Origin of the sequence: Undibacterium sp. Jales W-56 (genome assembly GCF_025548535.1) — a bacterium.
Classification (GTDB): Bacteria; Pseudomonadota; Gammaproteobacteria; order Burkholderiales; family Burkholderiaceae_D; genus Undibacterium.
Genome location: NZ_JAJLQW010000001.1, coordinates 572,914 through 599,302 on the forward strand (window position 1 = coordinate 572,914; position 26,389 = coordinate 599,302).

Sequence of the window (26,389 nt, forward strand, 5' to 3'; positions counted from 1 at the left end):
GAAGTATAGCCTTGCGAATTGAATTTTGCAAGAATGTGTTGCTAAGTTAGATGCGCAAGAATGAGCGCTTCGACCAGCACGTCTGCGCAGGTGTCTGCACCGGCCCCTACGAGAAATGCCGCCAACAGCGTGACCATGAGCCTGTTTTGCGTCCATCTCCGGTTCTTGCTTTCGGCAAATGCCCGCAAGCGTCCGCAACGCTTGTCAATATTGCGATGGAGCAGACCACCCCATAAAAAACAGAATGCTCATCAAGCATTTTTATATCGAGGGAGCGCTCACCATGACCACACTAAACGTTATTGATCCAGCACGAATGACCGTCGAGGAACGACGGTCGGAAGTCGCATCCATCCTGGCTCTCGGGCTGATTCGCTTGAGGACGGCACCCGAACCCACACCAGAAGAAAGAGAAAAAGCAGACCTTGGCTTTTCCCTGCCACAGCGCGTTCATACAAACCCCGCATCACGAGTCCGCAACGCCGTCCGAGAAGCGTTGCTGGCCAAACAGAAAGGAGTTTGAATGAACACATCCACAGCACTATCAGGTGTCATCGGGCGTATTGCCCGATTGCCTGACACACCATTCGAAGAAATCAAATCGCTGTGGCAGCAGCTTTTCGCCACCCCGATGCCAACCCACAATCGCGTGTATCTGGAACGGCGCATTGCCTATCGGATGCAGGAGATTGACTTCGCGCAGCGCGAGCCTGCCGTGCTGGAGAGGAACAAGGTGCGCATCGACGCGTTGCTCGAACGCACCAAACCAAAAACCAAAGCGGGCCGGGGTGAGTTGGTCAAGCTGGTGCCGGGGACGGTGCTCACCAGAGAATTCGCTGGCGCGGTACATCGGGTAGTCGCCATGCCTGACGGCCAGTTCGAATACAACGGCAAACCCTATCGCAGCCTCACTGCCATCTCGAACGAAATTTCCGGCACGCGTTGGTCTGGCCCCGCGTTTTTTGGTCTACGGGAGAAAGCTGCGAAGGGAGGTGCGAAATGAGCGCGCCCGAGGGCAGCACCAAAAAACGCCTGCGGTGCGCGGTCTACACCCGCAAATCCAGTGAGGAAGGCTTGGATCAGGAATACAACTCCATCGACGCGCAGCGTGACGCGGGCCATGCCTATATCGCCAGTCAGCGTGCCGAGGGCTGGATTCCGGTGGCCGACGATTATGACGATCCAGCTTTTTCCGGCGGCAACATGGAGCGCCCTGGCCTGAGGCGTCTGATGGCGGACATCGAGGTAGGCAAGGTCGACATCGTAGTGGTCTACAAGATCGACCGCCTGACGCGCAGCCTTGCCGACTTCTCGAAGATGGTTGAAGTGTTCGAGCGCCAAGGGGTGTCGTTCGTGTCGGTCACCCAGCAGTTCAATACCACGACCTCAATGGGACGGTTGATGTTGAACGTGCTGCTGTCGTTCGCCCAGTTTGAACGGGAAGTGACTGGCGAGCGCATCCGCGACAAGATCGCGGCCAGCAAACGCAAGGGTAAGTGGGTCGGCGGCGTGCCGTCGCTGGGCTACGACGTCATCAATCGGAAACTGGTGATCAACGATGCCGAGGCTGAGGTCGTGCGCCGCATGTTCACGGATTACCCGCGCATCGGCTCGACGACGATGTTTGTCCAGCAACTGCGGCACGAAGGAGTCACCACCAAATCATGGGTGGCGCAGTCGGGTAACGACCGCGTCGGCAAGCTGATCGACAAAAGCGCGCTCTACAAGATTCTCAACAACCCCGTCTACATCGGCGAGATTCGGCACAAGGACATTTGCTATCCGGGCGAGCACGAGGCGATCATTACCAAGGCGCAATGGGAGGTGGTACAAGCAGCGCTGGCGTCGAAACCCAACGGAGCCAAGAAGGGACAGACGCGAACCGAGCGCCCGGCATTGCTCAAGGGATTGATCTTTACGCTCGACGGTCGAGCGATGACGCCGCACGCCACCAAGGGCAACGGCGGCAGGCTGTACCGCTACTACCTGTCAACACGCGACGCCAAGGAGGGGCACGGCACGTCCGGAGTCAAGATGCTTCCGGCCGGAGAAGTGGAGGAAGCCGTGATGGCGCAATTGCGCGGCATCTTGCGCTCGCCCGAGGTCGTGACGCAGGTCTGGCGCGAGATCAGCAAACTCAAAGACAAGGCCACGGCAGGCATGAACGAGATGCAGGTTGCCGTGGCGCTGAACCGCATCGATCTGGTGTGGGATCAGCTTTTCCCCTTGGAGCAATATCGCATCGTCCAGTTGCTGGTCGACCGGATCATCGTCTCGCCGAACGAGTTGCAGGTGAAGCTGCATCCCAATGGAGTCGAGAACCTTGCCCTGGACGTGATCCGCGATCCTGCCAGACCCCGTAGCGCCAATTTGAAAGAGGAGGCATTGGCATGAGAACGACCATACTGGAATTCACCGGCGACCCAATGTTGCTGCGCGCCGCCGACGGTGCCGTGACGGTGTCGATCCCGATCCGGATCAAGCGCTACAGCGGACGGCGGCAGGTGGTGGTGCCACAGGGCATTTCGACAACGCTGACCGGTGAGGCCGCGCCGACGGCCTTGCAAATTGCGCTGGCGCGTGGCCACCGCTGGCTGCGCCAGATCGAGAGCGGCAAGGTCACCAACCTCTCCGAGATCGCCAAGCAGGAAAACCTCGACCGCAGCTACATCAGCCGAATGGTCAACCTGACCACGTTGGCCCCGGACATCGTGGCTGCGATTTTGGACGAGACTTTGCCCGAAAACGTGTCCCTGTTCGACCTCGCGGTCGACACGCCTTTGTCGTGGGAGGAACAGCGGCGACGCGTTGCGGAGGCGGCAGACCGGCCCAAAGGTGCGGGAAAAACCGACTCAGTTGCGCAGATTTGACACGGTTCTCTTTCTCTCAAGTCCGCAACGACAGAGCGATGCTGAAAAAAAGATGGACAGGCAGATTGCGCGTAAGTCCATGTTTTTAAAGGACGTGACCTTGCGGACTTGGCGCTTTGCGCGTTCGCAAGAAGTAGAGAAAAGAGAGTGAGAGAGGGGCGAGAAAGGCGAAAAACCGGCGTTGCGGTCGGGTGCCAAGTCCGCAAGCAGAAGTGAAAAACCCCGCCAAACGTGGCGTCTGGCGGGGTTCATCGAAATGCAAAGAGGGTGTCTTTGCAAGTTTTTATGGTGGAGTCGGCGGGAATCGAACCCGCGTCCAGAAGCACTCTACAGACAGTTCTACATACTTAGTGCTGCCATTTAATTTAATCCAGACGACGCGGACGCACACGCTGCGGCTGGACGAGTTACCTATTATTTAGTCTAAAGCTAAGTAACCCAACTTAAGACGATTCCCTATGAATGACTCTACTGCTGTTGCCAGCCCGCCCTAGGGAAGAGACGGTGTAGAGTTAGCAAGCAATTAAGCTGCTAATGCGTACGAGTTATCGTTTGCAGTTATATAGTTCTGATTGTATTTACGAGGTAGTCAGGCCTCGGTATGCCCTGCGCTGCTTTGCAACCCCTGTCGAAACCAGGTCGACCCCAAAACAGTTCATCATTGTAACGTGTAACTATCAGATGTGGTGAAAATTGATGAATTCAAGGGGTGATTCGCTGACTGTGCTTTGCCCGTATCAACTCTAATAGCTCTAAAGGAGAATCCAGAATGGCATCGGCTTTCCAGTGGGTGGGCTCGGTTGCGCCGCAATAGCCCCAGGCTGCTGCGATACTGAACATTCCCGCAGCTTGACCTGCTTTAATGTCGCGCAGGTCGTCACCAACGTACCAGCAATCCTCGGGATTCACATTGAGTTGCCTGGCGGCCTCTAATAATGGAGCCGGATGTGGTTTTGCATGTGGCGTTGTATCGCCAGAAATACTGCATGCGGCATTTTGCAAGCCGAGCAAAGGTTGGAGGGGAGTGGTAAAGCGCATGGCTTTATTCGTGACGATGCCCCATGGCAGTTGCAATTGCTCTATGCCTTGCAGCAGTTCAGGGATGTCTGCGAAAAGTTGACTGTGGACCGCAATTGCGCTCTCGTAATTTGCCAGAAATTCGACGCGCATCGTTTCGTAATCGGGGTGGTCGGGTTTGATGTCGAAGCCGGCGCCGAGCAATCCCCTTGCGCCGGCAGAGGCGAAAGGGCGCAGGCTAAGATACGGAACTTCAGACAATTGACGCTGACTGCGCATTAAGTTTACTGCGGCGGCCAGGTCGGGGGCCGTATCGGCCAGCGTGCCGTCAAGATCAAACAAAATAGCGCGGGGAGTTTGCATAGGAAGTGGTTCTCGGTTTCCGCAGGAGTACTGCGGAAGAAGCTAATCTGGTTTAAACGGGACGGGTGCAGGCAACCAGGTAATTTACGCTGGTATCTTGATTGAGCGAGTAAATTTGTGTCAGCGGGTTGTAGCTCATGCCTTTCAATGCTTCGACCTGCAGGCCGGCATTGCGGATTGCCTGAGATAGTTCTGCGGGGGTAATGAACTTGGCATAATCATGTGTGCCTTTAGGTAGTAATTGCAGCAGGTACTCAGCGCCTATTACGGCAAATAAATAGGATTTCAGATTGCGGTTCAAAGTGGAAAAAAACACATGTCCACCGGGTTTGACCATGCGATAGCATGCTTGGATCACGGATGCGGGGTTGGGAACATGCTCCAGCATTTCCATGCAGGTAACGACATCGAATTGTTCCGTTTCGCGGGCGGCCATGTCTTCTGCCGCGATTTTTTCATAACGCACGCGGATGCCAGATTCCAGTCCGTGTAAATCCGCAACTTTAAGTGCTTTTTCGGACAGGTCGATACCGGTGACTTCAGCGCCTTTTTTGGCCATCGATTCAGCCAGGATCCCACCGCCACAGCCAACATCGATTACCTTCTTTCCCGCTAATGGTATGCGAGCGTTGATCCATTCCAAACGCAAGGGGTTGATTTCGTGCAGAGGCCGGAATTCAGAGCTTGGGTCCCACCAGCGGTGCGCTAAATCGCTGAATTTTTGAATTTCTGCTGGATCGACGTTAATAGTGGACATAGATTAGAACCGTGAAGTAAAACGGAAATGAATGAAGTCGTATTGTAGTCCAACTTGATGAATGGTCTTTGGCTTGGGCACAATAAAAAAACCCCGCAACAGCGGGGTTTTTATAATTCACTCGCCAGAGGCGGGGAAATTATTTAACGTTACGTGTACCAACTACTTCGATTTCTACGCGACGGTTTTGAGCGCGACCATTGGCTGTTTTGTTATCAGCAACTGGTTGTTTTTTGCCCTTGCCTTCAGTGTAGACGCGGTTCGCTTCGATACCTTTGCTAACCAGGTAAGCTTTAACAGCTTCGGCGCGTTTTACAGACAATTTTTGGTTGTAAGCATCAGAGCCAACAGAGTCAGTATGACCGACGGCGATGACGACTTCCAGGTTGATACCTTTCAGTTTAGATGCCATGTCATCCAATTTGACTTTTGCTTCTGGCTTCAACACTGCTTTGTCGAAATCAAAGAATGCATCAGCTGCGAAAGTAACTTTCTCAGATGTTGGCGCTGGTGGCGCAACTGGCTTCGGAGCTGGTGCAGGAGCAGCAACCGGTGCTGGTTCTGCAACAACTGCAGCTGGTTTGACCAACGGAGCGTCACAGCCTGGAACCGCGTCAGCCGGTGTCCAGTAGCCAGTACGCCAGCACAGGCCGAATGGATCGCGGACGATGACGCCACGACCATCTTGTACATAAGCGCTGTTAGGTGTGCTTGCTTTGATATCTGTCATATCTTGTGCAGAGACCGAAAAAGCGGCTACTGAGGAAGCTGCGATAACGAGTTTTACTAAATTTTTCATATTTCTCCTCTCGGGGTGAGATTACTTACCGCAGATGAACTGCGCAATTGACTGCATAAAACCGGATACTACCACATGCTTGATGACAATACTATTTCATCATCAAATACCATGACTGAATTAGCGTTGTTACACCTTACTATTTTGCCACAGGATGTATCACCAAGCTAAGATTGTTAAATTAATGAAGTAACATTTTGTGAAAATTGTCGTGTTTTAGCAACCTGCCTTGTTTGTATGCAAGCCTTATCTCAATTAACGCTGGCAGAAACGCTTTATTTAGCCTTCGTTCTTCAGATTGCAACACGCCGGGTTGATGTGATCGGGTTGATGTGATGTATCCGGCGAGTTTGCTCTGGTCAGGCTGGTCCTCAGGTCGCGGTAAATGATCTGTGGGATCTTTTTCGTATTTATAATGCCGATAGCTGTATTTGCATTTATATAAACATTTTTGCCGGTCCAATCGCATAATGGAAATGGATCGCATCATTTTTATCTCCAAAAGATGGATGATTGTGTATTTACGATGCTTATGAGGCGATATGCAATATAAGTCGTCCGGAAACTGCGGTATTTTGGCGTCACTTGGGTGAATGACAGCTAGCTTCAAAAACGATGCTGATCGTATGACGGGCATGTTAAAATCAGAAGTTAAGCGTTAAAAATGCCTAATTTGCACTTCTCTTGTTTTTTGTTGAGAGTTTGCCCGGTGTTTTTGAATGCATCGTTATTTAACCAAGCTCTAAATTGCCGGCCCGCCAATGGATCAATTCGCTAAAGAAACACTCCCGATTTCCCTTGAAGAAGAAATGCGCAAGAGCTACCTCGATTACGCCATGAGCGTGATCGTCGGACGTGCCTTGCCGGATGTACGTGATGGCTTAAAGCCTGTGCATAGACGCGTCTTGTTCGCGATGCACGAAATGAATAATGTGTACAACCGCCCCTTCGTCAAATGCGCGCGCGTGGTCGGTGAAGTCATGGGTAAGTACCACCCGCACGGGGATGCATCGATCTACGATACGCTGGTGCGCATGGCGCAGGATTTTTCTCTGCGCTATACCCTGGTGGACGGCCAGGGCAATTTCGGCTCGGTCGACGGCGACAATGCCGCCGCGATGCGTTATACAGAGTGCCGCCTGGACAAGATCGCCAATGAAATCCTGGCCGACATCGAAAAAGAAACCGTCGATTTCGTGCCCAACTACGACGGCAAGGAAAAAGAGCCGTCGGTCTTGCCGACCCGTATTCCGAATCTGCTGATCAACGGCGCGTCCGGTATCGCGGTCGGTATGGCGACCAATATCCCGCCGCACAATATTACCGAAATCATCAACGGCGCTTTGCATGTCTTGCGTAATCAGGATTGCACGATTGATGAACTGATCGAAATCATTCCGGCGCCGGATTTTCCTACCGGCGGCATCATCTATGGCGTGTCCGGTGTGCGCGACGGTTATCGCACCGGTCGCGGTCGCGTCGTGATGCGCGCCAAAACGCATTTTGAAGAATTCGGCAAGGATGCGCGTACCGCTCTCATCGTTGATGAGCTGCCGTATCAGGTCAATAAAAAATCCCTGCTGGAACGCATTGCCGAGCTGGTGCGCGACAAAAAACTGGACGGTATTTCCGACATCCGCGATGAATCCGATAAATCCGGCATGCGTGTGGTCATCGAACTCAAGCGCGGCGAAGTACCGGAAGTCGTCCTGAATAATCTGTACAAGCAAACGCAATTGCAAGACACCTTCGGCATGAACATGGTGGCGCTGGTGAATGGTCAACCCAAGCTGCTGAACCTGAAGCAGATGCTCGATTGTTTCCTGTCGCATCGTCGCGAAGTGGTGACACGCCGCACCGTGTTTGAATTGCGCAAGGCACGCGAGCGCGGCCATGTGCTGGAAGGCCTGGCCGTCGCGTTGGCGAATATCGACGATTTCATCGCCATCATCAAGGCCGCGCCGACGCCGCCGCTGGCGAAGCAAGAATTGATGAATCGCGCCTGGGACAGCTCCATGGTGCGCGAGATGTTGACGCGTACTGCGGCGGATAATCCCGGCGGCATCGATGCCTTCCGCCCAGAAAATCTGCCTAAGCATTACGGTATTCAAAAGGACGGTTTGTACAAACTGTCCGACGATCAGGCGCAGGAAATTTTGCAAATGCGCTTGCAACGTTTGACCGGTCTGGAACAGGACAAGATCGTCAACGAGTACAAGGAAGTGATGTCCGTCATCGCCGATTTGCTCGACATCCTGTCCAAGCCGGAGCGCGTCACCGTCATCATCACCGACGAATTGACTGCCGCACGTAACGAATACGGTGAAGGCAATAAAGACGTACGCCGCTCCGAGATCACGCACAATGCGACCGATCTGGAAACCGAAGACCTGATCACGCCAGTCGATATGGTGGTCACGCTGTCCCACACCGGTTATATGAAGTCGCAGCCTTTGTCTGAATACCGTGCGCAAAAACGCGGCGGTCGCGGCAAGCAGGCGACAGCGACCAAAGATGACGACTGGATCGAACAGCTATTCGTCGCCAATACGCATGACTACATCCTGTGCTTCTCGAACCGCGGCCGCCTGTACTGGCTGAAGGTCTGGGAAGTCCCGCAAGGTTCGCGCAATTCGCGCGGCAAGCCGATTGTGAATATGTTCCCGCTGCAAGACGGTGAAAAAATCACGGTGATCCTGCCATTGTCCGGCGACAATCGCAGCTTCCCTGAAGACCATTACATCTTCATGTCGACCAGCCTCGGTACCGTGAAGAAAACGCCATTGAACGATTTCAGCAACCCACGCAAGGCCGGCATTATCGCGGTGGATCTGGATGAAGGCGACTTCCTGATCGGCGCCGCGCTGACCGATGGCAAGCACGATGTGATGCTGTTCTCCGACTCCGGCAAGGCGGTGCGCTTCGACGAAAACGATGTCCGTCCTATGGGCCGCACCGCACGCGGTGTGCGCGGTATGAACCTGGAAGAAGGTCAGCAAGTGATCGCGCTGCTGGTGGCTGAAAACGAACAGCAATCAGTATTGACGGCGACCGAAAACGGCTACGGCAAGCGCACCCCGATCACCGAATATACCCGTCACGGCCGCGGCACCAAAGGCATGATCGCGATCCAGACATCGGAGCGCAACGGCAAAGTGGTGGCGGCCACGCTGGTCGATACCAATGACGAAATCATGCTGATCACGACCGGCGGCGTACTGATCCGTACCCGGGTGTCCGAGATCCGTGAAATGGGCCGTGCAACCCAGGGCGTCACACTGATCGCGGTGGAAGACGGCACCAAGCTGTCCGGCTTGCAGCGCATTGTTGAGACAGACGTGGAAGACGTTGAATTTGATGCTGAGAGCGGTCAGGCGAATGCCGCGGAAGAGGGTAGCGAGTAGAGCGGTGTAAGCTGTATTTGATCAATGGATGGATTCATAATATGACCCTAAGACGACATGTTTTCATTTCACTGTTCGCTACGATGTTGATGGCAGCGTGTCAGTCAACTCCGAGTCAAAATTATTTGGGCGAAAAGAAAGCTATGTACGGTTTAATCGGCAAAATAAAAGTGCAAGCTGGTCAACGTGATTTACTTGCGTCGATCTTGATGGAAGGAACCCGCACGATGCCTGGTTGCCGCAGCTACATTATCGCGAACGATCCGAAAGATCTAGATGCCTTGTGGGTCACAGAAGTTTGGGAAAGCGCGGAACTGCATAAAGCGTCTTTAAGTCTTCCTGCGGTTCAGCAGGCGCTTATCAAAGGTAGACCGCTTATTGTCGGATTTGGCGAAAGATTTGAAACCAATCCAGTTGGCGGTCATGGATTGCTGCCCGTGACAAAATAAGAAACTTGAACCCGTGGGCAAGAAATCCCAACTTACTATCAAGAAAATGAACACAATCTACAATTTCTCTGCCGGACCTGCCGTATTGCCTAAAGAAGTTTTACAGCAGGCTGCAGCAGAAATGCTGGACTGGCATGGCAGCGGTATGTCGGTGATGGAAATGAGCCATCGCGGACCGGAATTTATGTCCATCATCGCCGCAGCGCAAAGCGATTTGCGCGAGCTGCTGGCGGTGCCGGACAATTACAAAATTCTGTTCCTGCAGGGCGGCGGTTTAGGTGAAAACGCGATTGTTCCGATGAATCTGATGGGACGCAAACCGCAACCGGCAACTGCGGATTTCATCCATACCGGATCGTGGACCGCCAAGTCGATCAAAGAAGCGCAGAAGTACGGCAAGGTGAATATTGCGGCTTCCGCTGAAGCGAATGGGCATACCGCGGTACCGTCACGTGATAGCTGGACATTGTCGAAAGACGCGGCCTACGTGCATCTCTGTACCAACGAAACCATTGATGGCGTCGAATACCAGTTCGCGCCGGATGTCAGCGCAGATACGGACGATGCGCCGATTGTGGCGGACATGTCGTCGCATATTTTGTCGCGCGTGATTGATGTTGCCAGCTATGGCGTGATTTTCGGCGGCGCGCAAAAGAATATCGGCCCTGCCGGTTTGACGATTGTGATTGTGCGTGAAGATTTGCTTGGCCATGCCTTGCCGATTTGCCCGTCGGCGTTTAACTGGAAAATCGTTGCCGACAATGATTCCATGTACAACACGCCGCCGACTTATGCGATCTATATTGCCGGCCTGGTGTTCCAGTGGCTGAAGCGCCAGGGCGGTGTGGCGGCGATGGAACAGAAAAATATCGCCAAGGCACAATTGCTGTATGACTATCTGGACTCCTCCGATTTCTACGTCAATCGCGTTGCCAGGGATTGCCGCTCACGCATGAATGTACCGTTCTTCCTGTGTGACGAAAACCTGAATGCCGAATTCGTAGCGCAAGCCAAGCAGCATGGCTTGTTGCAGTTAAAAGGGCATAAATCGGTCGGCGGCATGCGCGCCTCGATTTATAACGCCATGCCGATCGAAGGCGTGCAAGCTCTGGTCGGTTTTATGAAAGAATTTGCCCGCGCTCATGCCTGAGCTGCGAGCGACCCGATAGCCTCTCCTCTTTAGCCCTTTCTTTGCATGGCACTCACCATCACCTGGAAACCGTGGCGCTAAGGACAACGACCAAAAGTCGCAAGAGAGAGGCAAGCATATTTGCCATCGCCGCTGGCCAGCGGGAATGGTGCGAGTGTGATTAAACAGCGAGTTTGCAAAAAACTCGCTAAACGGTTTTTAGGTTTCTTATGAGCGACAATAAATTACTCCCCCTGCGTCAAAGAATCGACGCCATCGATACGCAAATCCTGGCTTTGTTGAATGAGCGCGCCCGCGTCGCCGAAGCCGTCGGTCACGTCAAGGCCGAGACCAACGCACCGGTGTTTCGCCCTGAGCGTGAAGCGCAAGTCTTGCGCAGTGTGGCTGAACGCAATCCCGGTCCCCTGGCAAGTCAGGATGTCCAGTTAATTTTCCGCGAAATCATGTCGGCCTGCCGTGCGCTGGAGCGGCGCGTGGTGGTGGCTTTTTTGGGGCCGGTCGGCACCTTCAGCGAGCAGGCGGTGTATCAGCAATTCGGTCACGCGATCCAGGCTTTGCCTTGCGTCTCGATTGATGAGGTGTTCCGCGCGACTGAAGCAGGTACCGCCGATTTCGGCGTGGTGCCGATTGAAAATTCGACCGAAGGCGCGATTAACCGTACCCTCGATCTGCTATTGCAAACCAGCCTGGCGATCAGCGGCGAACTGGCGATTGCGGTACAGCATAGCCTGATGACCCAGAGCGGCAATATGGATGGCGTGACGCGGATTTGCGCGCACTCGCAAGCCTTGGCGCAATGTCAGGCCTGGCTGAATCAGCACTATCCGCATATCGAACGACAGGCGATGGCATCGAATGCCGAAGCCGCACGCATGGCCAGCGGCGATGCGACGATGGCCGCGATTGCCAGCGAAATCGCCGGCCAGCAATATCAGCTCGGCGTGGTCAGCGCGCATATTCAGGACGATCCGCATAACCGCACGCGGTTTGCCGTGATCGGACGTCTGCATACGACGCCAAGCGGCAAGGATCAGACTTCATTGGTGCTGGCGGTGCCGAATAAAGCCGGTGCCGTGTATAACTTGCTGGCGCCTTTGTCCAAGCATGGGGTGTCGATGACGCGCTTTGAATCGCGTCCGGCGCGCACCGGCAATTGGGAATACTATTTTTACGTCGATGTGGAAGGTCACGTGCTGGATGACAAAGTCGCCAAAGCGATGGCGGATCTGAATGACAACGCGGCCTTCTTCAAAATCCTGGGTTCCTATCCTTGTACGATTTAATCCATTGAAGATGCGTTGAAAATACCTTGAATTTGCTATCCGCAAGGTGGATGCGCCTTTCAGGCTGAAAATGCCTTGAAACCCGCACCGGTATTGCGTGATGCAATTGAAAATATCACTTGTTTTGTCAATCCAGCCTGGCGCTGGACAATTTCTGGAGCAGCTATGTCTATACAATTTGGCCCTGATTATGTGCGCGCAATTGCCCCTTACCAAGGCGGCAAGCCCATCTCTGAAGTGGCGCGTGAATTTGGTCTGGACGAATCAAAAATCGTCAAACTCGCATCGAATGAAAATCCACTCGGCGTACCGCAATCGGCGCAGACAGCGATGCTGAAAGCGGCCGCCGATCTGGGACGTTATCCCGATGCGAATGGCTTTGACTTAAAAGCCGCGATCATGGCCAAATACAATGTGCCGCAAGACTGGATTACCTTGGGCAACGGCAGTAACGACATACTGGAACTGGCAGCCCATTCGTTGGTCGAGCCGGGGCAGTCGGTGGTATTTGCGCAGTATTCGTTTGCCGTGTATCCGCTGGCGACGCAGGCCGTCGGCGGGCGGGCGATTGTGGTGGCGGCCAAAGATTTCGGCCATGACCTGGTCGCAATGGCGGCAGCGATTGCGACGGATACCAAACTGGTTTTCATCGCCAATCCTAACAATCCTACCGGCACCTTTTTGGCGGCGGCGGAGATTGAGGCTTTCCTGAAAAAAGTGCCGGCGCATGTGGTTGTGGTGCTGGACGAAGCCTATAACGAATTCCTTGCTGCCGACTTGCAATACGACTCGATCGCCTGGGTCCGGCAATATCCGAATCTGCTGGTGTCGCGCACGATGTCCAAGGCTTACGGCCTGGCGGGTTTGCGTATCGGTTTCGGCATTGCGCAACCTGGCATCACCGATTTGCTGAACCGCGTGCGTCAGCCTTTTAACGTCAATTCGATGGCGCAAGCTGCGGCGATTGCCGCTTTGAACGACACCGAATTCTTGCAAAAAAGCGCCAGGTTGAATGCCGACGGTTATATCCAGCTGACGAATGCGTTCAAAGCATTGAAACTGGAGTTCGTGCCGTCTTTCGGCAACTTTGTCCTGGTCAAAGTCGGTAACGAAGATAGCGCCGGTGCCCGCATCAATCTGGAATTGCTGAAACGCGGCATCATCGTGCGTCCGGTTGGCAACTATGGCTTGCCGCAATTCCTGCGCGTCTCTATCGGTTTGCCGGAAGAGAATGCCGCCTTTATCGCGGCCCTAACAGAGATACTGGCAGCCTGATCATTGCATGATGACGAATGCAGACAAGTTGAAGCAGGCAGCACCCCAGCAGCCGGATCAGGCCGGATTTAAACGGGTCGCGGTATTCGGTGTCGGCCTGATTGGCGGCTCATTTGCGCTGGCCTTGAAAAAAGCCGGTGCGGTCGGGCAGGTGGTCGGCGTCGGACGCAGCCTGGCATCGCTGCAACGCGCCCAGCAACTCGGCATCATCGATGCGATCGCCGATTCTGCCGCAGCGGCGGTGCGCGATGCGGACCTGGTCTTGATTGCCGCGCCTGTCGCGCAGACGGCAGCGATCTTGTCTTCGATTCAGCCGTATTTACAGGCGGATACCATCGTCACCGATGCCGGCAGTACCAAATCCGATGTGGTCGCCGCGGCACAGCAGGTGCTGGGCGACAAGCTGGCGCAATTCGTCCCCGCGCATCCGATTGCCGGTCGAGAGCAAAACGGCCCCGATGCCGCGATCGTCGATTTATATGTCGGTAAAAAAGCCGTGATCACGCGTTTGCCTGAGAATACCGATGAGGCGGTCGCGCGCGTGGCGTATGCGTGGCAGCAATGCGGTGCCATCATTCACCATCTGAGTCCGGCTGAACATGACGCGGTGTTTGCATCGGTCAGTCATTTACCGCATTTGCTGGCGTATGCGCTGGTCGATGACATCGCCCGCAAACCGCATGCCGATAAATTATTTCAATACGCGGCCAGCGGATTTCGCGACTTCACCCGGATTGCCGGTTCCTCGCCCGAGATGTGGCGCGACATCACGCTGGCGAATCGTGTCGCAATGCTGCGGGAACTCGATTCCTACACGGCGCGGCTGGCGATCTTGCGCACGCATCTGGTGAACGCCGATGCGGCCGGGATCGAATCGATTTATAGTCATGCGCAGGCAGCGCGACATAACTGGATCACGGCGATTGAAGCTGCCGAGAAGCAGAATAAAGAGGGCGGGGATTGAAGTTGAGTCCCAATCTGAACGCATAGTGAGTGGAGTGCTGATACTCCCCCTTAAATACTCTTGAAACCTGCTTAATCCCGTATGATATATGCGGACTATAAAATATACTGATGGGAGTATCCATATCCCCGGTATGATGGAATCACGTTTTAAACCCATTTTTATCAAATACAAGCCACCCGCATGAGCCAACAAGCCAAACACTACCCGCATTATCTCGATCTGCATCCTGTCATGCAGGCGCAAGGCACGGTGCGCCTACCCGGTTCCAAGAGTATTTCCAACCGTACCTTGCTGCTGGCAGCGCTGGCGCAAGGAACGACGCAGATCCTGGAGTTGCTGGCGTCTGACGACACGCTGATCATGTTGAATGCCCTGCAAACGCTCGGGGTGCAGTGGACTCAGGAAGGTGCTACGCAGAACTACAGCGTGACCGGTGTGGATGGCGTGTTGCCGCAACATCAGGCCGACTTATTCATGGGTAATGCAGGCACCGCGATCCGTCCGCTGGTCGCGGCGCTGGCGGTGATCGGCGGCGACTACACCCTGCACGGCGTCTCGCGCATGCATGAGCGTCCGATCGGCGATCTGGTCGATGCCTTAAACGCCGTCGGCGCGCAGATTGAGTACACCGGCAACCCCGGTTTCCCGCCACTGCATATCCGGCGCGGCCACATTCATGCGCATCGTTTACAGGTCAAGGGCAATGTCTCGAGTCAATTTTTGACGGCCTTATTGATGGCAGCGCCGCTGATGGCGCGCGATCATGATGTGACCATCGAAGTCATCGGCGAGCTGATCTCCAAACCGTATATCGAAATCACGCTGAACCTGATGCAGCGCTTTGGCGTGACGGTGCAGCGCGACGGCTGGCAGGCATTCACGATCGCGACCGGCCAGCGCTATGTCTCGCCACAGACCATCCATGTCGAAGGCGACGCCTCGTCGGCGTCGTACTTCCTCGCGGCCGGTGCGATTGCCGGCGGACCGGTGCGGGTCGAAGGCGTGGGTTTGAACAGTATCCAGGGCGACGTGCGTTTTGCCGAAGCTTTAGAAAAAATGGGCGCGACCATCACGCGCGGCGACAATTGGATAGAAGCCAGATCGAATGGCGTATTGCAAGCGATCGATATGGATTTCAACCACATTCCCGATGCGGCGATGACGATTGCCGTGGCCGCTTTGTATGCGAACGGCACCACGACCTTGCGTAATATCGGCAGTTGGCGCGTCAAGGAAACCGACCGTATCGCCGCCATGGCAACAGAATTGCGCAAGCTCGGTGCGATCGTCGAGGAGGGCGCGGATTATATGGCGGTCACGCCTCCCGCCGAGATCCGGCCTGCTACTATCGATACTTACGATGATCACCGGATGGCGATGTGTTTCTCGCTCGCCACCCTGGATGGCGCAGCGCGGCGCGGCGCGGCGATGCGCATCAATGATCCGAAATGCGTGGCGAAAACTTTCCCCGATTATTTTGAAGCGTTTGCCAAAATTAACCACAAGGAATTGTTTTGAGTATGCCGACCGTGCCAGTCATCACGATAGATGGACCTACCGCTTCAGGCAAGGGAACGGTGGCGCATCGGGTTGCCAAGCAATTGGGGTTTCATTATCTCGATTCCGGCGCTCTGTATCGCCTGACCGCCTTATCAGCACAGCAACAGCAAATTGCCCTGGATGATGAAGCCAGCCTGGCGGAGTTGGCGCGAGTCTTGCCCTGCCGCTTTGTGCACGGCCATGTCTTGCTTGATGAGCAAGATGTGACCGATGCCGTCAGAGCCGAAGCGATAGGCGTTGCCGCGTCTAAAATCGCGGTATTGCCTGCGGTGCGCAAAGCCTTGGTCGATTTGCAGGTGGCGTTTCGCTACGCCCCGGGACTGGTGGCGGATGGACGCGATATGGGCACCGTGATCTTCCCGGATGCGACCCAAAAAATTTATCTTACGGCAAGTGTTGAAGCGCGTGCGTCAAGACGATATAAGCAATTGATTGAAAAGGGTTTTTCTGCTAATATGGAAGACTTGGTAAAGGATTTGACGGAACGTGATGCGAGAGATAGCGCCCGCACTGCAGCGCCGCTCAAGCCCGCACCGGGAGCGTATATTCTCGATACCTCAGCAATGGGGGTCGAACAGGCGGTGCAAATCGTGCTGGATTTATACGCTAAGGCAAGCCAGGCAATTGGCAAGACAAGCCGGTAAATTTAGTTTGTAAATTCAATTGATTTCCGGTGTATCCGTCTTCTGGAAATCAATGCTGAAGTGCCCATGCTGATGCAAAGTCAGTGCGGGTTTGTTTAACCTAACCCAGTGTACACAGCGTTTTTGCCGTGTTCTGGATAACTCGAGTACCTTATGTCTACTGTTTTTATGTCCCAAGATTTTGCTACCGGTGCAGATAGCTTCGCCGCTTTATTCGAAGAATCCCTGTCACGCCAGGATATGCGTTCCGGCGAAGTAATCTCTGCTGAAGTCGTTCGTATCGACCACAACTTCGTGATCGTGAACGCTGGCCTCAAATCTGAAGCCTTTATTCCTGTTGAAGAATTCAAAAACGACCAGGGCGAACTGGAAGTTAACATCGGCGATTTCGTTTCCGTAGCGATTGATTCGCTGGAAAACGGTTTCGGCGACACGATTTTGTCCCGCGACAAAGCAAAACGTCTGGCCTCATGGCTCGCGCTGGAAAAAGCGCTGGAGTCCGGCGAGATGGTTATCGGTACCGTCAATGGCAAAGTCAAAGGTGGTCTGACTGTTCTGACGAACGGCATCCGCGCTTTCTTGCCAGGTTCTTTGGTCGATACACGCCCGGTTAAGGATACAACGCCGTACGAAGGCAAGACCATGGAGTTCAAGGTCATCAAGCTCGATCGCAAGCGTAACAACGTTGTGTTGTCGCGCCGTGCTGTAGTTGAAGCATCGATGGGCGAAGAGCGTCAGAAACTGATGGAAACCCTGAAAGAAGGTACAGTGGTGACCGGTATCGTCAAGAACATCACCGACTACGGCGCGTTCGTGGATCTGGGCGGCATCGATGGTCTGTTGCACATCACCGACCTGGCATGGCGTCGTGTACGTCACCCTTCCGAGGTGTTGACAGTCGGTCAGGAAATCACTGCCAAAGTATTGAAGTTCGACCAAGAGAAGAACCGTGTGTCCCTGGGCGTAAAACAATTGGGCGACGACCCATGGACAGGTTTGTCCCGTCGTTATCCAGCCAACACACGTCTGTTCGGTAAAGTCACTAACCTGACCGACTACGGCGCATTCGTTGAAGTCGAGCAAGGTATCGAAGGCCTGGTTCACGTGTCCGAAATGGATTGGACTAACAAAAACGTGGCACCGAACAAAGTTGTTCAATTGGGCGACGAAGTTGAAGTCATGGTTCTGGAAATCGACGAAGAACGTCGTCGTATCAGCCTGGGCATGAAACAGTGCAAAGCCAATCCTTGGGATGATTTTGCGATCAACCACAAGAAGGGCGATAAAGTCCGTGGCGCGATCAAATCGATCACCGACTTCGGCGTGTTCATCGGCTTGTCCGGCAACATCGACGGCCTGGTACATTTGTCCGATTTGTCCTGGAACGAAACTGGCGAAGAAGCAGTTCGCCGCTTCAAGAAAGGTGACGAACTGGAAGCCATCGTGTTGGCGATCGACGTTGAGCGTGAGCGTGTTTCCCTGGGCGTTAAGCAACTCGAAGGCGATCCATTCAACAACTATTGCGCAATGAACGATAAGGGCGCAATCGTCGTTGGTACAGTCAAGTCGGTTGAAGCTAAAGGCGCAGTAATCCAGCTGGCAGACGACGTTGAAGGCTATCTGCGTGCATCCGAAATCTCCCGCGACCGCGTGGAAGATGCCGGTACTCACCTGAAAGTCGGCGACAGCGTTGAAGCCCTGGTATTGAACATCGACCGCAAGGCGCGTGGTATCCAGTTGTCTATCAAAGCAAAAGATAGCGCTGAAACACAAGAAGCCATGCAAAAAATGACGACTGACTCCAATGCAGCTTCCGGCACTACCAGCCTGGGCGCATTGTTGAAAGCTAAGCTCGACAACAAAAACTAAGCATCAATTTAGGCGCCGAGTTTTAGATGACAAAGTCTGAGTTGATTGCTCGCCTGGCTGAGCGATATCCGCAACTGGTAGCGAAGGATGTGGATGTCGCGGTCAAAACCATACTCGATGCGATGTCGGATGCGCTGGCAACAGCGCACCGCATTGAAATCAGGGGTTTTGGCAGCTTCGCCTTAAATAGCCGGCCTCCACGGATAGGGCGCAATCCTAAATCGGGCGACAAAGTGATGGTGCCCGAAAAGCGGGTGCCTCATTTCAAGCCCGGCAAAGAATTGCGTGAGCGTGTGGATGCGATGGTAGGGCAACCGATACAAGACGATTAGCTTAGTCGTCGGTTCGGCGGCCTGACTCTTAAAAAGTATGCAAAAAAATGAAAACGGTATATCGGCTTGACCGATATACCGTTTTTTTTCACGTACAATTTCGCATTGGCTATCAATTGTAGATTGACGTCAATCGACGCCAATCCGCTGCACATTGGCTACTTGTGATACGGTGTCGAAAACGCCATAAGAGCAAAGAGGATACTGTTATGAAAATCGTTTCGAAAATTCTTTGGACCATCGTCTTTTTCATTTTTATCAGTTTTACGATCAAGAATGTTGAATACGTCACCTTGCATTATTTTTTTGGGTATCAGCAAGAAGCCCCGTTAATCATTTGGCTTTTGGCTTTTTTTAGTGGCGGCGCCATTCTCGGAATTCTTGCGATGGTACCGATGGTGTTTCGCCATAAACGCGATATTTCCAAGCACAAAAAAACCATCGCAGAAATCGAAAAAGAAAAACTCGCCGCGCAACGCGCCAGCACAGAAGCGCCGCAGCCTGATGGCGTTCGAAATATCTGATCACCATACAAGCGAAAATAAAAAATGGAATTTGATATTTGGTGGTTGCTGGGCATCCCTTTGTTTTTTTCTCTGGGCTGGATTGCTGCCCGCGTCGATATCCGTCAACTGATTTCCGAATCGCGCAGCCTGCCACGTGGCTATTTCAAAGGACTGAATTTTCTCCTGAATGATCAGCATGACAAGGCGATCGATGCCTTCATCGAAATCGTCAAACTTGATCCTGAAACGGTCGACCTGCATTTCGCGCTCGGTAATTTGTTTCGCCGTCGCGGCGAAACCGAGCGAGCGATTCGCGTGCATCAAAACTTGTTGTCGCGTCCTGATTTGCCACTGGATCAGCAAACCCAGGCGATGTTTGAACTCGGCCAGGATTATCTGAAAGCAGGCTTGCTCGATCGCGCTGAAGAAACCTTCAATCAACTGGTTGCCGGACCATATGCAAATCAGGCGCGACGCGCTTTGCTGGAAATTTATCAACGCGAAAAAGAGTGGGCCAGAGCGATTGAAGCGGCTTACGCCTTGCAAGAATCGGGTGCAGGTGGCCGACAAAAAGAGATCGCGCAATTCTATTGCGAAATGGCGCAGGACGAGTTGGTACACACCCATCCTGATGCCGCCCTGGCGATGTTGGAAAAAGCCCTGGCGGCTGATCGCCATAATGTGCGTGCTGCGATCCTGATGGGCGACGTTCATCTCGCCAATGGTGAAATCGAAAAAGCCTTGCTGGCATGGCGCCGGGTTGAGCAGCAGAGTGTGCCGCATGTGGCGCTCGTCGCGCAACGTCTGATGGACGGTTACCGTAAGCTGGAGCGTCCGCAGGAAGGTTTGAATTTACTCAAGGGCTATCTGGCAGAAGCATCGTCCATCGATTTGCTGGAGGTCGTGTTTAAAGCCACTCTGGAGCTTGATACGGTAGACGCCGCGAATCAACTGGTCAGTGATGAATTGCGTCGCACGCCGACATTGTTAGGCCTCGATAAATTGCTCGATGCACGCCTGATGGTGGCGCCGCCGGAAGTCCGCCCTGAACTGTCACTGGTGAAAAACCTTGTGCATGGGTACGCCCAAAAACTCGCTCGCTACCAATGCTCGCATTGCGGTTTTAAGGCGCGTCAATTTTATTGGCAATGTCCTGGTTGCAGCCGCTGGGAAACTTATCCTCCGCGCCGTACAGAAGAATTAAATGTGATGAATTGAGTTTTCGTTCGCATAAAAAATAACGTAAAAATTATCAAAGGATTGTGATCACAACATGAAAATTACCATTATTGGCACAGGCTATGTAGGATTGGTAACCGGTGCTTGTCTGGCCGAGTTGGGTAACGATGTATTTTGCCTTGACGTTGATCAACGTAAAATCGATATCCTGAATAACGGCGGTATTCCCATTCATGAACCAGGTCTGGAAGAATTGGTCGCGCGCAATCGTGCCGCCGGACGCATACAGTTTTCTACCGATGTGGCAGCCAGTGTTGCACATGGTGATGTGCAGTTCATCGCGGTCGGCACGCCGCCCGACGAAGATGGCTCGGCCGATTTGCAATACGTGTTGGCCGCTGCGCGTAATATCGGCAAATACATGACAGGATTTAAAGTCATCGTCGATAAATCCACTGTGCCGGTTGGTACCGCTGACAAAGTTTCTGCTGCGGTAAAAACGGAATTGGCTACGCGTGGTTCGGATGGCCAATTTTCGGTCGTGTCGAATCCTGAATTCTTGAAAGAAGGTGCCGCGGTCGAGGACTTCATGCGACCCGATCGGATCGTGATCGGTTGCGACGATACGCCGCAAGGCAAGATCGCACATTCGCAAATGAAAAAATTGTATGCGCCGTTCAATCGCAATCATGAACGCACTTTCTGGATGGATGTGCGCTCGGCGGAATTTACTAAATATGCGGCGAACGCGATGCTGGCGACCCGCATTTCATTTATGAATGAGCTGGCGAATCTGGCTGATCACGTTGGTGCAGACATTGAAGCAGTAAGGCACGGTATTGGTTCTGATCCGCGCATCGGCCATAGCTTTTTGTATGCAGGTTGTGGCTACGGCGGCTCTTGTTTCCCGAAAGATGTGCAGGCACTAGAACGTACTGCACAGGACTACGGCCTGGATTTATTGGTATTGCAGGCAGTAGAAGCCGTCAATGAACAGCAAAAACTCGTGCTCGGTAAAAAAATCGTCAAGCGGTTTGGCGAGGATCTGAGCGGCAAGCATTTTGCAATCTGGGGCCTGGCGTTTAAACCGAATACCGACGATATGCGTGCAGCGTCATCGCGTGCGCTGCTGGGCGAACTGTTACGCAAAGGCGCCACCGTCGCGGTCTACGACCCGGTCTCGATGCCGGAAGCGAAGCGGGTATTTGCCCTGGATTTTGCAGACAATCCTGCCTTGCTGGAAAAAATACGTTTCGCCAGCAACTCTATGGATGCCTTGAACCAGGCCGATGCGCTGGCAATTGTCACCGAGTGGAAGGCATTCCGCAGTCCTGATTTTGATAAGGTGAAATCACTCCTGAATCAGCCGGTGATTTTTGACGGTCGCAATTTATTTGAACCTGCCGTGATGACAGAAATCGGTATTGAATATCACGGCATTGGCCGCTCAGTTCTGACACGCACATGATTTCTATGCTCGAATCAAAACGTATTCTGGTCGCCGGCGACGTCATGCTGGATCGCTATTGGTTCGGCGAGGTGAATCGTATTTCGCCGGAAGCACCGGTGCCGATCGTGCGTGTAGAAAAGCGCGAAGAGCGACTGGGCGGTGCCGCGAACGTCGCACGTAATGCGGCAGCCCTGGGTTTACACGCAGGTTTGCTGGGCGTGATCGGCGATGATGAGGCCGGTAATAGCGTTGAATATTTACTGAGAGAATCAGGCATTAATAGCTACCTGAGCCGTGATACTGCCATTTCCACGATTATCAAATTACGTGTTATCGGGCGGCAACAACAGTTGCTGCGCGTCGATTTTGAGGAGAAACCGACCGAGCAAGTGCTGCAAGATAAGTTATCGCGTTTCAATGTATTAATCCCAGATTACGATTTAATCGTCCTGTCCGATTATGCAAAAGGTAGCTTAGTCAATGTCGTCGCGATGATTGCGGCCGCCAAGGCGGCAGGTAAGCCCATATTAGTTGATCCCAAAGGCAGTGATTTTTCACGCTACGCCGGAGCGACCGTGCTGACGCCGAACAAATCAGAGTTGCGCCAGGTCATCGGGGAATGGCGTAATGAGGCTGAGCTGACCGAAAAAGCGCAAGCCTTGCGTCAAAAATTAGATTTGCAAGCCTTGTTATTAACGCGCTCGGAAGAGGGCATGAGTCTGTACACGGAAAATGAGGTCATTCGTGTACCAGCCATGGCAAGAGAAGTGTATGACGTGTCCGGTGCAGGCGATACCGTGATTGCGACGATGGCCGCTAGTCTGGCATCCGGTATGCATATGAATGACGCCGTCATGCTCGCCAATCGCGCTGGCGGTATCGTAGTCGGCAAGCTGGGTACCGCCACCGTATCCAAAGAAGAATTGTTTGCCAAGGCATAGTCCACTTAGTTAATCAAATTGGTTTCCTGTTAATATTGTTATTGCTGTCAACCTGTGGGTGTACAGGTCGTTAATTGACATGGAGCGAGGCAGTATTTCGGTCTGATTTACAAATTAATTCGACAGCGTCATCAATGAACGCAGTTCAATTCAACTTAATTGGGAGTGCTTACATGTTCAAGAAATTTCTTTTAGCTATCGCCGCTATGATTGTCACGATGGGGTTCGCTTTCGCCGATGTGGACGTGAATAAGGGCGATCAGGCCGCATTAGACGGTATCAAGGGTATCGGGCCAGTAAAATCAAAAGCGATTATCGAGGAACGTACTAAGGGCGGTAATTTCAAGGATTGGGCTGATTTTGAAAAACGCGTTAAAGGCATAGGCGAGAAGAGCGCCGTCAAACTGTCTGCCGCAGGTTTAACCGTCAACGGTCAGGCTAAAGCAGGTGCAGAAGCTAAACCCGCAGAAAAAGCGGCAAAGCCTGCTAAAGCTGACAAGGCCGAAAAAGCCGCCAGCGCTCCGGCAGCGGTTCCTGCCGCTGCCCCAGCATCCGCCGCATCCGCTTCCGCAAGTAAATCTTCCGCCAAAGCATCTGCCTCAAAATAAGTTTTATCGGGTTTAATAGAGCAGGGAATTGAAATTAAAAAAACCTCCCAGGTGATCAAAACCTGGGAGGTTTTTATTTGTCAGCATGATTAACTCTTACCTTCATGTCGGGTCAAGCAGTAAGGCGCTACAGCGTTTAAAATGATGTTTTAAATTGGACACTAACCATCATGCCTTATTTGACCATAGAAGATACGATAGGAAATACGCCTCTTGTGATGTTGCAACGAATTCCTGGTGAGGAGATCAAACGTCGCAACAATATTATCTTGGGCAAACTGGAAGGTAATAATCCCGCCGGCTCTGTGAAAGACAGACCTGCACTCTCGATGATCAAACACGCTGAGTTGCGCGGCCGCATCAAGCCTGGCGACACGCTGATCGAGGCAACCAGCGGCAATACCGGAATTGCCCTGGCGATGGCAGCCGCCATGCGTGGTTATAAGATGGTGTTGTTGATGCCGGAAAATTTGAGTATAGAGCGCCGCCAAAGCATGGCGGCCTATGGCGCGCAAATTGTTTTGACCCCGAAAACAGGGGGCATGGAATACGCCCGCGATCTGGCTGAGCAAATGCAAAAAGAAGGCAAGGGCGTCATTCTTGACCAATTCGCCAATCCTGACAATCCGCTTGCCCATTATGAAACGACAGGTCCGGAAATCTGGCGCGATACCGACGGACAAATTACGCATTTTGTGAGTGCGATGGGAACAACCGGCACGATTATGGGGGTTTCGGCCTATTTGAAAGAACAAAATCCAGCCATCCGCATCATCGGTGCGCAACCGGAAGAAGGCTCGCAGATTCCAGGCATCAGGAAGTGGCCAGAAGCCTATTTGCCAAAAATCTATGACAAGTCTAGAGTCGATCAGGAGGAGTCGGTGAGCCAGTCAGACGCTGAACACATGGCGCGTCGCATGGCTGCGGAGGAAGGTATTTTCTGCGGCATCTCAGCAGCAGGCGCCTGCGAAGTGGCATTGCGAATAGCCCATACGGTTGAGAATGCGACGATTGTATTTATTGTCTGTGATCGCGGTGATCGCTACTTATCAACGGGCGTATTTCCAGCATGATAAGTAATGGCCTTGCTTAATATCATTACTTTGAGTATTAATTCAGCCATTGCTTACGGATACAAAAATGCCGTCAATGTACTCAGATACATTGACGGCATTCTCAATCAATTTAATGCATGACGACAACATCGTTGCCGGAAATTTCTTAGCTATTCGCTGCAGCTTCTTTTGGTTTGAATTGTTTGTCGCTGATACGGAATTTCGCACGACGATCGCCCATCAATTCACGTAAATCTTTAATGCTGACATCGCTGATTTCATGCATGCGAATCAGCAGGGATGCGCCTACCGGCAGACGACGATGACGAATTTTACTGATAACTGGTGGAGCTACCTCCAAGGCCCTGGACAAAGCGGCATCATTTTTCAAGTGCAATTGTTTAATCAATGTGTCCAATAAATTATTTGGATCATAGTCGATTTCATCGGATTCAAGCTGTGTCAGATTTGCCATAATTACCTCACTGTTTAGTTTATTGACACAAAAGAATATTGCCTCAATAAAAGATTAATCAAACGGTAATATTGTATCTTTAAAATAGATTTTTCTTGCCAGAAGAATAGCAAAACATTGTTAAATCTCTTGACACATTGCCTTTTGATTACATAAATGCATCATTAGATAATATTAATGTAGTTTAAAACATACTACTTAGCAATATTAATCGGAAAAAATATCATATCGGCGTAGAAAATTCTGTATGACAACTTTTCGATGATTTTCAGCTTGCTTTTATCTTATTTGGTACGCGCAGCAGCAATGACCTTACCCAAATCAATGACCGACATCGCATAAAAGTAGCTACGGTTATATTGTGTAATGGCAAAAAAATTCTCAGTTGCCAGCCAATATTCCGTCGGCTCATTTCCATTTTGCAAATCAACCAAGCCATATAACAGATTGTCCGGCGCATCGGGACTGGCAGTCGTTGCGACAGTCCGAAGTTCATCGAGGTGGTAGCTTGCCCGTAATCCCTGCCCTAAGATGCCGGTTAGTTTACTGAGTTCTTGTTCATTTTCCGGATTAATCATCAGCGTCGCGGGAAATGCCGTAGGTACATTTTTTTTCCAGCCATGCATCGCCAGATAATGCGCCACGCTACCGATGGCATCCGTTGGCGAAGCCAGCAGATCGATTTGCCCATCGCCATCAAAATCGACCGCAAATTTTCTGATGCTGCTAGGCATGAATTGTGACCAGCCGATGGCGCCGGCGTAGGATCCTTTGAACAGGAAAGGATCAAGATTTGACTCGCGCGCCAGCAATAACATGTTTTCCAATTCACCCCGGAAAAATTCCATACGGGCTGTGCGCGTTGGCGTATCCGGATAGGCAAAAGCCAAGGTCGTCAGTGCATCCATGACACGGAAGTTACCGGTATTCCGGCCGAACACCGTCTCTACGCCAATCAGGCCAACAATGATTTCTGCTGGAACGCCATATTGATTTTCGGCACGAGTCAATACATCGGCATATTTATCCCAAAACGCGATGCCAGCATTGATGCGATACGCGTCGACAAAGCGCGAGCGATAGACTTTCCAATTTTTGGGCTTGCCGGCTGGGGCGGGTTTCATGAGCTGAATTGCCGATTCAACATAATGAACCTGGTCAAAGGTGCTAGCCAGTTCGGTTTTATCAAATCCGTGTTTTGCCGCCATCATGTCGATAAAATCAGCGACTTCTTTCCATTGGGCAAAATGCGCGAATTCAGTATTTTCATTCTGCTTTTGCGGTAATTTTTTTATTATTGCCGCAGTCGGTTTCGCATCTTGTTTTTTTATCGCAGCCATGCCATCGGGTGTGGCGCAACAGGCGGTGATGAGTGCTGCAATGAGGCCGAATTGTTTCGTAAGGGAGTGAACTGGTGCAGGTGATTTAGGCATGGA

At 52.5% G+C, this 26,389-nt stretch carries 25 protein-coding genes and 1 other RNA gene; 20 read left to right on the plus strand and 6 right to left on the minus strand.

All coding sequences use genetic code 11. The features are described 5' to 3' along the window. Positions 1 to 244: 244 nt before the first annotated feature. From LPB67_RS02575 to LPB67_RS02590, 4 genes are read left to right on the plus strand one after another with little or no spacing between them, the layout of a single operon-like run. Positions 245 to 523 carry a hypothetical protein gene (locus tag LPB67_RS02575; RefSeq protein ID WP_262835501.1) on the plus strand — a complete coding sequence of 93 codons (279 nt, stop codon included), beginning with the start codon at positions 245 to 247 and terminating at the stop codon, positions 521 to 523. Continuing rightward, entirely contained in the window at positions 524 to 1,003 is a 480-nt protein-coding gene (locus LPB67_RS02580; RefSeq protein ID WP_262835502.1) for a DUF2924 domain-containing protein, read from the plus strand. Beyond that, entirely contained in the window at positions 1,000 to 2,394 is a 1,395-nt protein-coding gene (locus LPB67_RS02585) for a recombinase family protein (protein WP_262835503.1), read from the plus strand. The genes LPB67_RS02580 and LPB67_RS02585 overlap by 4 nt, the downstream gene beginning before the upstream one ends. Further along, the gene (locus LPB67_RS02590) at positions 2,391 to 2,870 is read left to right on the plus strand and encodes a LacI family transcriptional regulator (protein ID WP_262835504.1); all 480 of its coding nucleotides are present in this window, start codon (positions 2,391 to 2,393) and stop codon (positions 2,868 to 2,870) included. The genes LPB67_RS02585 and LPB67_RS02590 overlap by 4 nt, the downstream gene beginning before the upstream one ends. 286 nt (positions 2,871 to 3,156) lie before the next feature. Here LPB67_RS02590 and ssrA read toward each other — a convergent pair. From ssrA to ompA, 4 genes are all read right to left on the minus strand, one after another. Next, positions 3,157 to 3,517, minus strand: a transfer-messenger RNA (tmRNA) gene (gene ssrA, locus LPB67_RS02595). Positions 3,518 to 3,572: 55 nt separating this feature from the next. Then, positions 3,573 to 4,250, minus strand: a complete 678-nt coding sequence (locus LPB67_RS02600; RefSeq protein WP_262835505.1) for an HAD family hydrolase — start codon at positions 4,248 to 4,250, stop codon at positions 3,573 to 3,575. A gap of 52 nt (positions 4,251 to 4,302) precedes the next feature. Beyond that, the gene (ubiG, locus tag LPB67_RS02605; protein WP_262835506.1) at positions 4,303 to 5,007 is read right to left on the minus strand and encodes a bifunctional 2-polyprenyl-6-hydroxyphenol methylase/3-demethylubiquinol 3-O-methyltransferase UbiG; all 705 of its coding nucleotides are present in this window, start codon (positions 5,005 to 5,007) and stop codon (positions 4,303 to 4,305) included. A 139-nt stretch (positions 5,008 to 5,146) separates the two neighbouring features. Then, entirely contained in the window at positions 5,147 to 5,806 is a 660-nt protein-coding gene (gene ompA / locus LPB67_RS02610; protein ID WP_316685061.1) for an outer membrane protein OmpA, read from the minus strand. A 761-nt stretch (positions 5,807 to 6,567) separates the two neighbouring features. Here ompA and gyrA point away from each other — a divergent pair. The 16 genes from gyrA to cysM all read left to right on the plus strand — a co-directional run bounded on the left by gyrA (position 6,568) and on the right by cysM (position 24,496). Beyond that, positions 6,568 to 9,210: a DNA gyrase subunit A gene (gene gyrA / locus LPB67_RS02615; RefSeq protein ID WP_262835507.1), complete on the plus strand. Its 2,643-nt coding sequence runs from the start codon at positions 6,568 to 6,570 to the stop codon at positions 9,208 to 9,210. A 143-nt stretch (positions 9,211 to 9,353) separates the two neighbouring features. Further along, positions 9,354 to 9,659 (plus strand): putative quinol monooxygenase, encoded by a 306-nt coding sequence (locus LPB67_RS02620; protein WP_262835508.1) that lies wholly within the window; start codon positions 9,354 to 9,356, stop codon positions 9,657 to 9,659. Positions 9,660 to 9,705: 46 nt separating this feature from the next. Continuing rightward, positions 9,706 to 10,809 carry a 3-phosphoserine/phosphohydroxythreonine transaminase gene (gene serC / locus LPB67_RS02625; protein WP_262835509.1) on the plus strand — a complete coding sequence of 368 codons (1,104 nt, stop codon included), beginning with the start codon at positions 9,706 to 9,708 and terminating at the stop codon, positions 10,807 to 10,809. A 209-nt stretch (positions 10,810 to 11,018) separates the two neighbouring features. Beyond that, complete coding sequence (gene pheA / locus LPB67_RS02630) at positions 11,019 to 12,092, plus strand: prephenate dehydratase (RefSeq protein ID WP_262835510.1); 1,074 nt, start codon at positions 11,019 to 11,021, stop codon at positions 12,090 to 12,092. Positions 12,093 to 12,257: 165 nt separating this feature from the next. After that, positions 12,258 to 13,367, plus strand: coding sequence for a histidinol-phosphate transaminase (hisC, locus tag LPB67_RS02635; RefSeq protein ID WP_262835511.1), 1,110 nt, complete (start codon positions 12,258 to 12,260; stop codon positions 13,365 to 13,367). A 10-nt stretch (positions 13,368 to 13,377) separates the two neighbouring features. Continuing rightward, positions 13,378 to 14,331: a prephenate dehydrogenase gene (locus LPB67_RS02640; protein ID WP_262836145.1), complete on the plus strand. Its 954-nt coding sequence runs from the start codon at positions 13,378 to 13,380 to the stop codon at positions 14,329 to 14,331. 183 nt (positions 14,332 to 14,514) lie between these two features. Beyond that, positions 14,515 to 15,852 (plus strand): 3-phosphoshikimate 1-carboxyvinyltransferase, encoded by a 1,338-nt coding sequence (aroA, locus tag LPB67_RS02645; RefSeq protein ID WP_262835512.1) that lies wholly within the window; start codon positions 14,515 to 14,517, stop codon positions 15,850 to 15,852. Then, positions 15,849 to 16,538, plus strand: a complete 690-nt coding sequence (gene cmk / locus LPB67_RS02650) for a (d)CMP kinase (protein WP_316685062.1) — start codon at positions 15,849 to 15,851, stop codon at positions 16,536 to 16,538. The genes aroA and cmk overlap by 4 nt, the downstream gene beginning before the upstream one ends. Before the next feature lie 153 nt (positions 16,539 to 16,691). Beyond that, the gene (rpsA, locus tag LPB67_RS02655; protein WP_262835513.1) at positions 16,692 to 18,407 is read left to right on the plus strand and encodes a 30S ribosomal protein S1; all 1,716 of its coding nucleotides are present in this window, start codon (positions 16,692 to 16,694) and stop codon (positions 18,405 to 18,407) included. Between the two features lie 26 nt (positions 18,408 to 18,433). Then, on the plus strand, positions 18,434 to 18,739 hold the full coding sequence (locus tag LPB67_RS02660; protein WP_262835515.1) for an integration host factor subunit beta: 306 nt from the start codon (positions 18,434 to 18,436) through the stop codon (positions 18,737 to 18,739). Between the two features lie 209 nt (positions 18,740 to 18,948). Next, positions 18,949 to 19,263: a lipopolysaccharide assembly LapA domain-containing protein gene (locus LPB67_RS02665; protein WP_262835516.1), complete on the plus strand. Its 315-nt coding sequence runs from the start codon at positions 18,949 to 18,951 to the stop codon at positions 19,261 to 19,263. A 24-nt stretch (positions 19,264 to 19,287) separates the two neighbouring features. Then, positions 19,288 to 20,463 carry a lipopolysaccharide assembly protein LapB gene (lapB, locus tag LPB67_RS02670; protein ID WP_262835517.1) on the plus strand — a complete coding sequence of 392 codons (1,176 nt, stop codon included), beginning with the start codon at positions 19,288 to 19,290 and terminating at the stop codon, positions 20,461 to 20,463. A gap of 55 nt (positions 20,464 to 20,518) precedes the next feature. After that, positions 20,519 to 21,892: a UDP-glucose dehydrogenase family protein gene (locus LPB67_RS02675; protein ID WP_262835518.1), complete on the plus strand. Its 1,374-nt coding sequence runs from the start codon at positions 20,519 to 20,521 to the stop codon at positions 21,890 to 21,892. A gap of 5 nt (positions 21,893 to 21,897) precedes the next feature. Beyond that, a complete protein-coding gene (gene rfaE1, locus LPB67_RS02680) occupies positions 21,898 to 22,815 on the plus strand; it encodes a D-glycero-beta-D-manno-heptose-7-phosphate kinase (protein ID WP_262835519.1) in 918 nt (305 codons plus the stop codon). 173 nt (positions 22,816 to 22,988) lie between these two features. Next, complete coding sequence (locus tag LPB67_RS02685) at positions 22,989 to 23,423, plus strand: helix-hairpin-helix domain-containing protein (RefSeq protein WP_262835520.1); 435 nt, start codon at positions 22,989 to 22,991, stop codon at positions 23,421 to 23,423. Positions 23,424 to 23,593: 170 nt separating this feature from the next. Next, positions 23,594 to 24,496 (plus strand): cysteine synthase CysM, encoded by a 903-nt coding sequence (cysM, locus tag LPB67_RS02690; RefSeq protein WP_262835521.1) that lies wholly within the window; start codon positions 23,594 to 23,596, stop codon positions 24,494 to 24,496. A 148-nt stretch (positions 24,497 to 24,644) separates the two neighbouring features. On the opposite strand, the gene LPB67_RS02695 is transcribed toward cysM, so the two are convergent. Beyond that, complete coding sequence (locus LPB67_RS02695; RefSeq protein WP_262835522.1) at positions 24,645 to 24,953, minus strand: hypothetical protein; 309 nt, start codon at positions 24,951 to 24,953, stop codon at positions 24,645 to 24,647. Positions 24,954 to 25,237: 284 nt separating this feature from the next. Then, positions 25,238 to 26,386, minus strand: a complete 1,149-nt coding sequence (gene mltB / locus LPB67_RS02700) for a lytic murein transglycosylase B (RefSeq protein ID WP_262835523.1) — start codon at positions 26,384 to 26,386, stop codon at positions 25,238 to 25,240. Between the last annotated feature and the right edge of the window lie 3 nt (positions 26,387 to 26,389).

Bases quoted from the DNA above. Each gene is read 5' to 3' on its own strand.
- LPB67_RS02575 (WP_262835501.1), top strand. From the start codon at position 245: ATGCTCATCAAGCATTTTTATATCGAGGGAGCGCTCACCATGACCACA.
- LPB67_RS02580 (WP_262835502.1), top strand. From the start codon at position 524: ATGAACACATCCACAGCACTATCAGGTGTCATCGGGCGTATTGCCCGA.
- LPB67_RS02585 (WP_262835503.1), top strand. From the start codon at position 1,000: ATGAGCGCGCCCGAGGGCAGCACCAAAAAACGCCTGCGGTGCGCGGTC.
- LPB67_RS02590 (WP_262835504.1), top strand. From the start codon at position 2,391: ATGAGAACGACCATACTGGAATTCACCGGCGACCCAATGTTGCTGCGC.
- LPB67_RS02600 (WP_262835505.1), bottom strand. From the start codon at position 4,250: ATGCAAACTCCCCGCGCTATTTTGTTTGATCTTGACGGCACGCTGGCC.
- ubiG (WP_262835506.1), bottom strand. From the start codon at position 5,007: ATGTCCACTATTAACGTCGATCCAGCAGAAATTCAAAAATTCAGCGAT.
- ompA (WP_316685061.1), bottom strand. From the start codon at position 5,806: ATGAAAAATTTAGTAAAACTCGTTATCGCAGCTTCCTCAGTAGCCGCT.
- gyrA (WP_262835507.1), top strand. From the start codon at position 6,568: ATGGATCAATTCGCTAAAGAAACACTCCCGATTTCCCTTGAAGAAGAA.
- LPB67_RS02620 (WP_262835508.1), top strand. From the start codon at position 9,354: ATGTACGGTTTAATCGGCAAAATAAAAGTGCAAGCTGGTCAACGTGAT.
- serC (WP_262835509.1), top strand. From the start codon at position 9,706: ATGAACACAATCTACAATTTCTCTGCCGGACCTGCCGTATTGCCTAAA.
- pheA (WP_262835510.1), top strand. From the start codon at position 11,019: ATGAGCGACAATAAATTACTCCCCCTGCGTCAAAGAATCGACGCCATC.
- hisC (WP_262835511.1), top strand. From the start codon at position 12,258: ATGTCTATACAATTTGGCCCTGATTATGTGCGCGCAATTGCCCCTTAC.
- LPB67_RS02640 (WP_262836145.1), top strand. From the start codon at position 13,378: ATGACGAATGCAGACAAGTTGAAGCAGGCAGCACCCCAGCAGCCGGAT.
- aroA (WP_262835512.1), top strand. From the start codon at position 14,515: ATGAGCCAACAAGCCAAACACTACCCGCATTATCTCGATCTGCATCCT.
- rpsA (WP_262835513.1), top strand. From the start codon at position 16,692: ATGTCTACTGTTTTTATGTCCCAAGATTTTGCTACCGGTGCAGATAGC.
- LPB67_RS02660 (WP_262835515.1), top strand. From the start codon at position 18,434: ATGACAAAGTCTGAGTTGATTGCTCGCCTGGCTGAGCGATATCCGCAA.
- LPB67_RS02665 (WP_262835516.1), top strand. From the start codon at position 18,949: ATGAAAATCGTTTCGAAAATTCTTTGGACCATCGTCTTTTTCATTTTT.
- lapB (WP_262835517.1), top strand. From the start codon at position 19,288: ATGGAATTTGATATTTGGTGGTTGCTGGGCATCCCTTTGTTTTTTTCT.
- LPB67_RS02675 (WP_262835518.1), top strand. From the start codon at position 20,519: ATGAAAATTACCATTATTGGCACAGGCTATGTAGGATTGGTAACCGGT.
- rfaE1 (WP_262835519.1), top strand. From the start codon at position 21,898: ATGCTCGAATCAAAACGTATTCTGGTCGCCGGCGACGTCATGCTGGAT.
- LPB67_RS02685 (WP_262835520.1), top strand. From the start codon at position 22,989: ATGTTCAAGAAATTTCTTTTAGCTATCGCCGCTATGATTGTCACGATG.
- cysM (WP_262835521.1), top strand. From the start codon at position 23,594: ATGCCTTATTTGACCATAGAAGATACGATAGGAAATACGCCTCTTGTG.
- LPB67_RS02695 (WP_262835522.1), bottom strand. From the start codon at position 24,953: ATGGCAAATCTGACACAGCTTGAATCCGATGAAATCGACTATGATCCA.
- mltB (WP_262835523.1), bottom strand. From the start codon at position 26,386: ATGCCTAAATCACCTGCACCAGTTCACTCCCTTACGAAACAATTCGGC.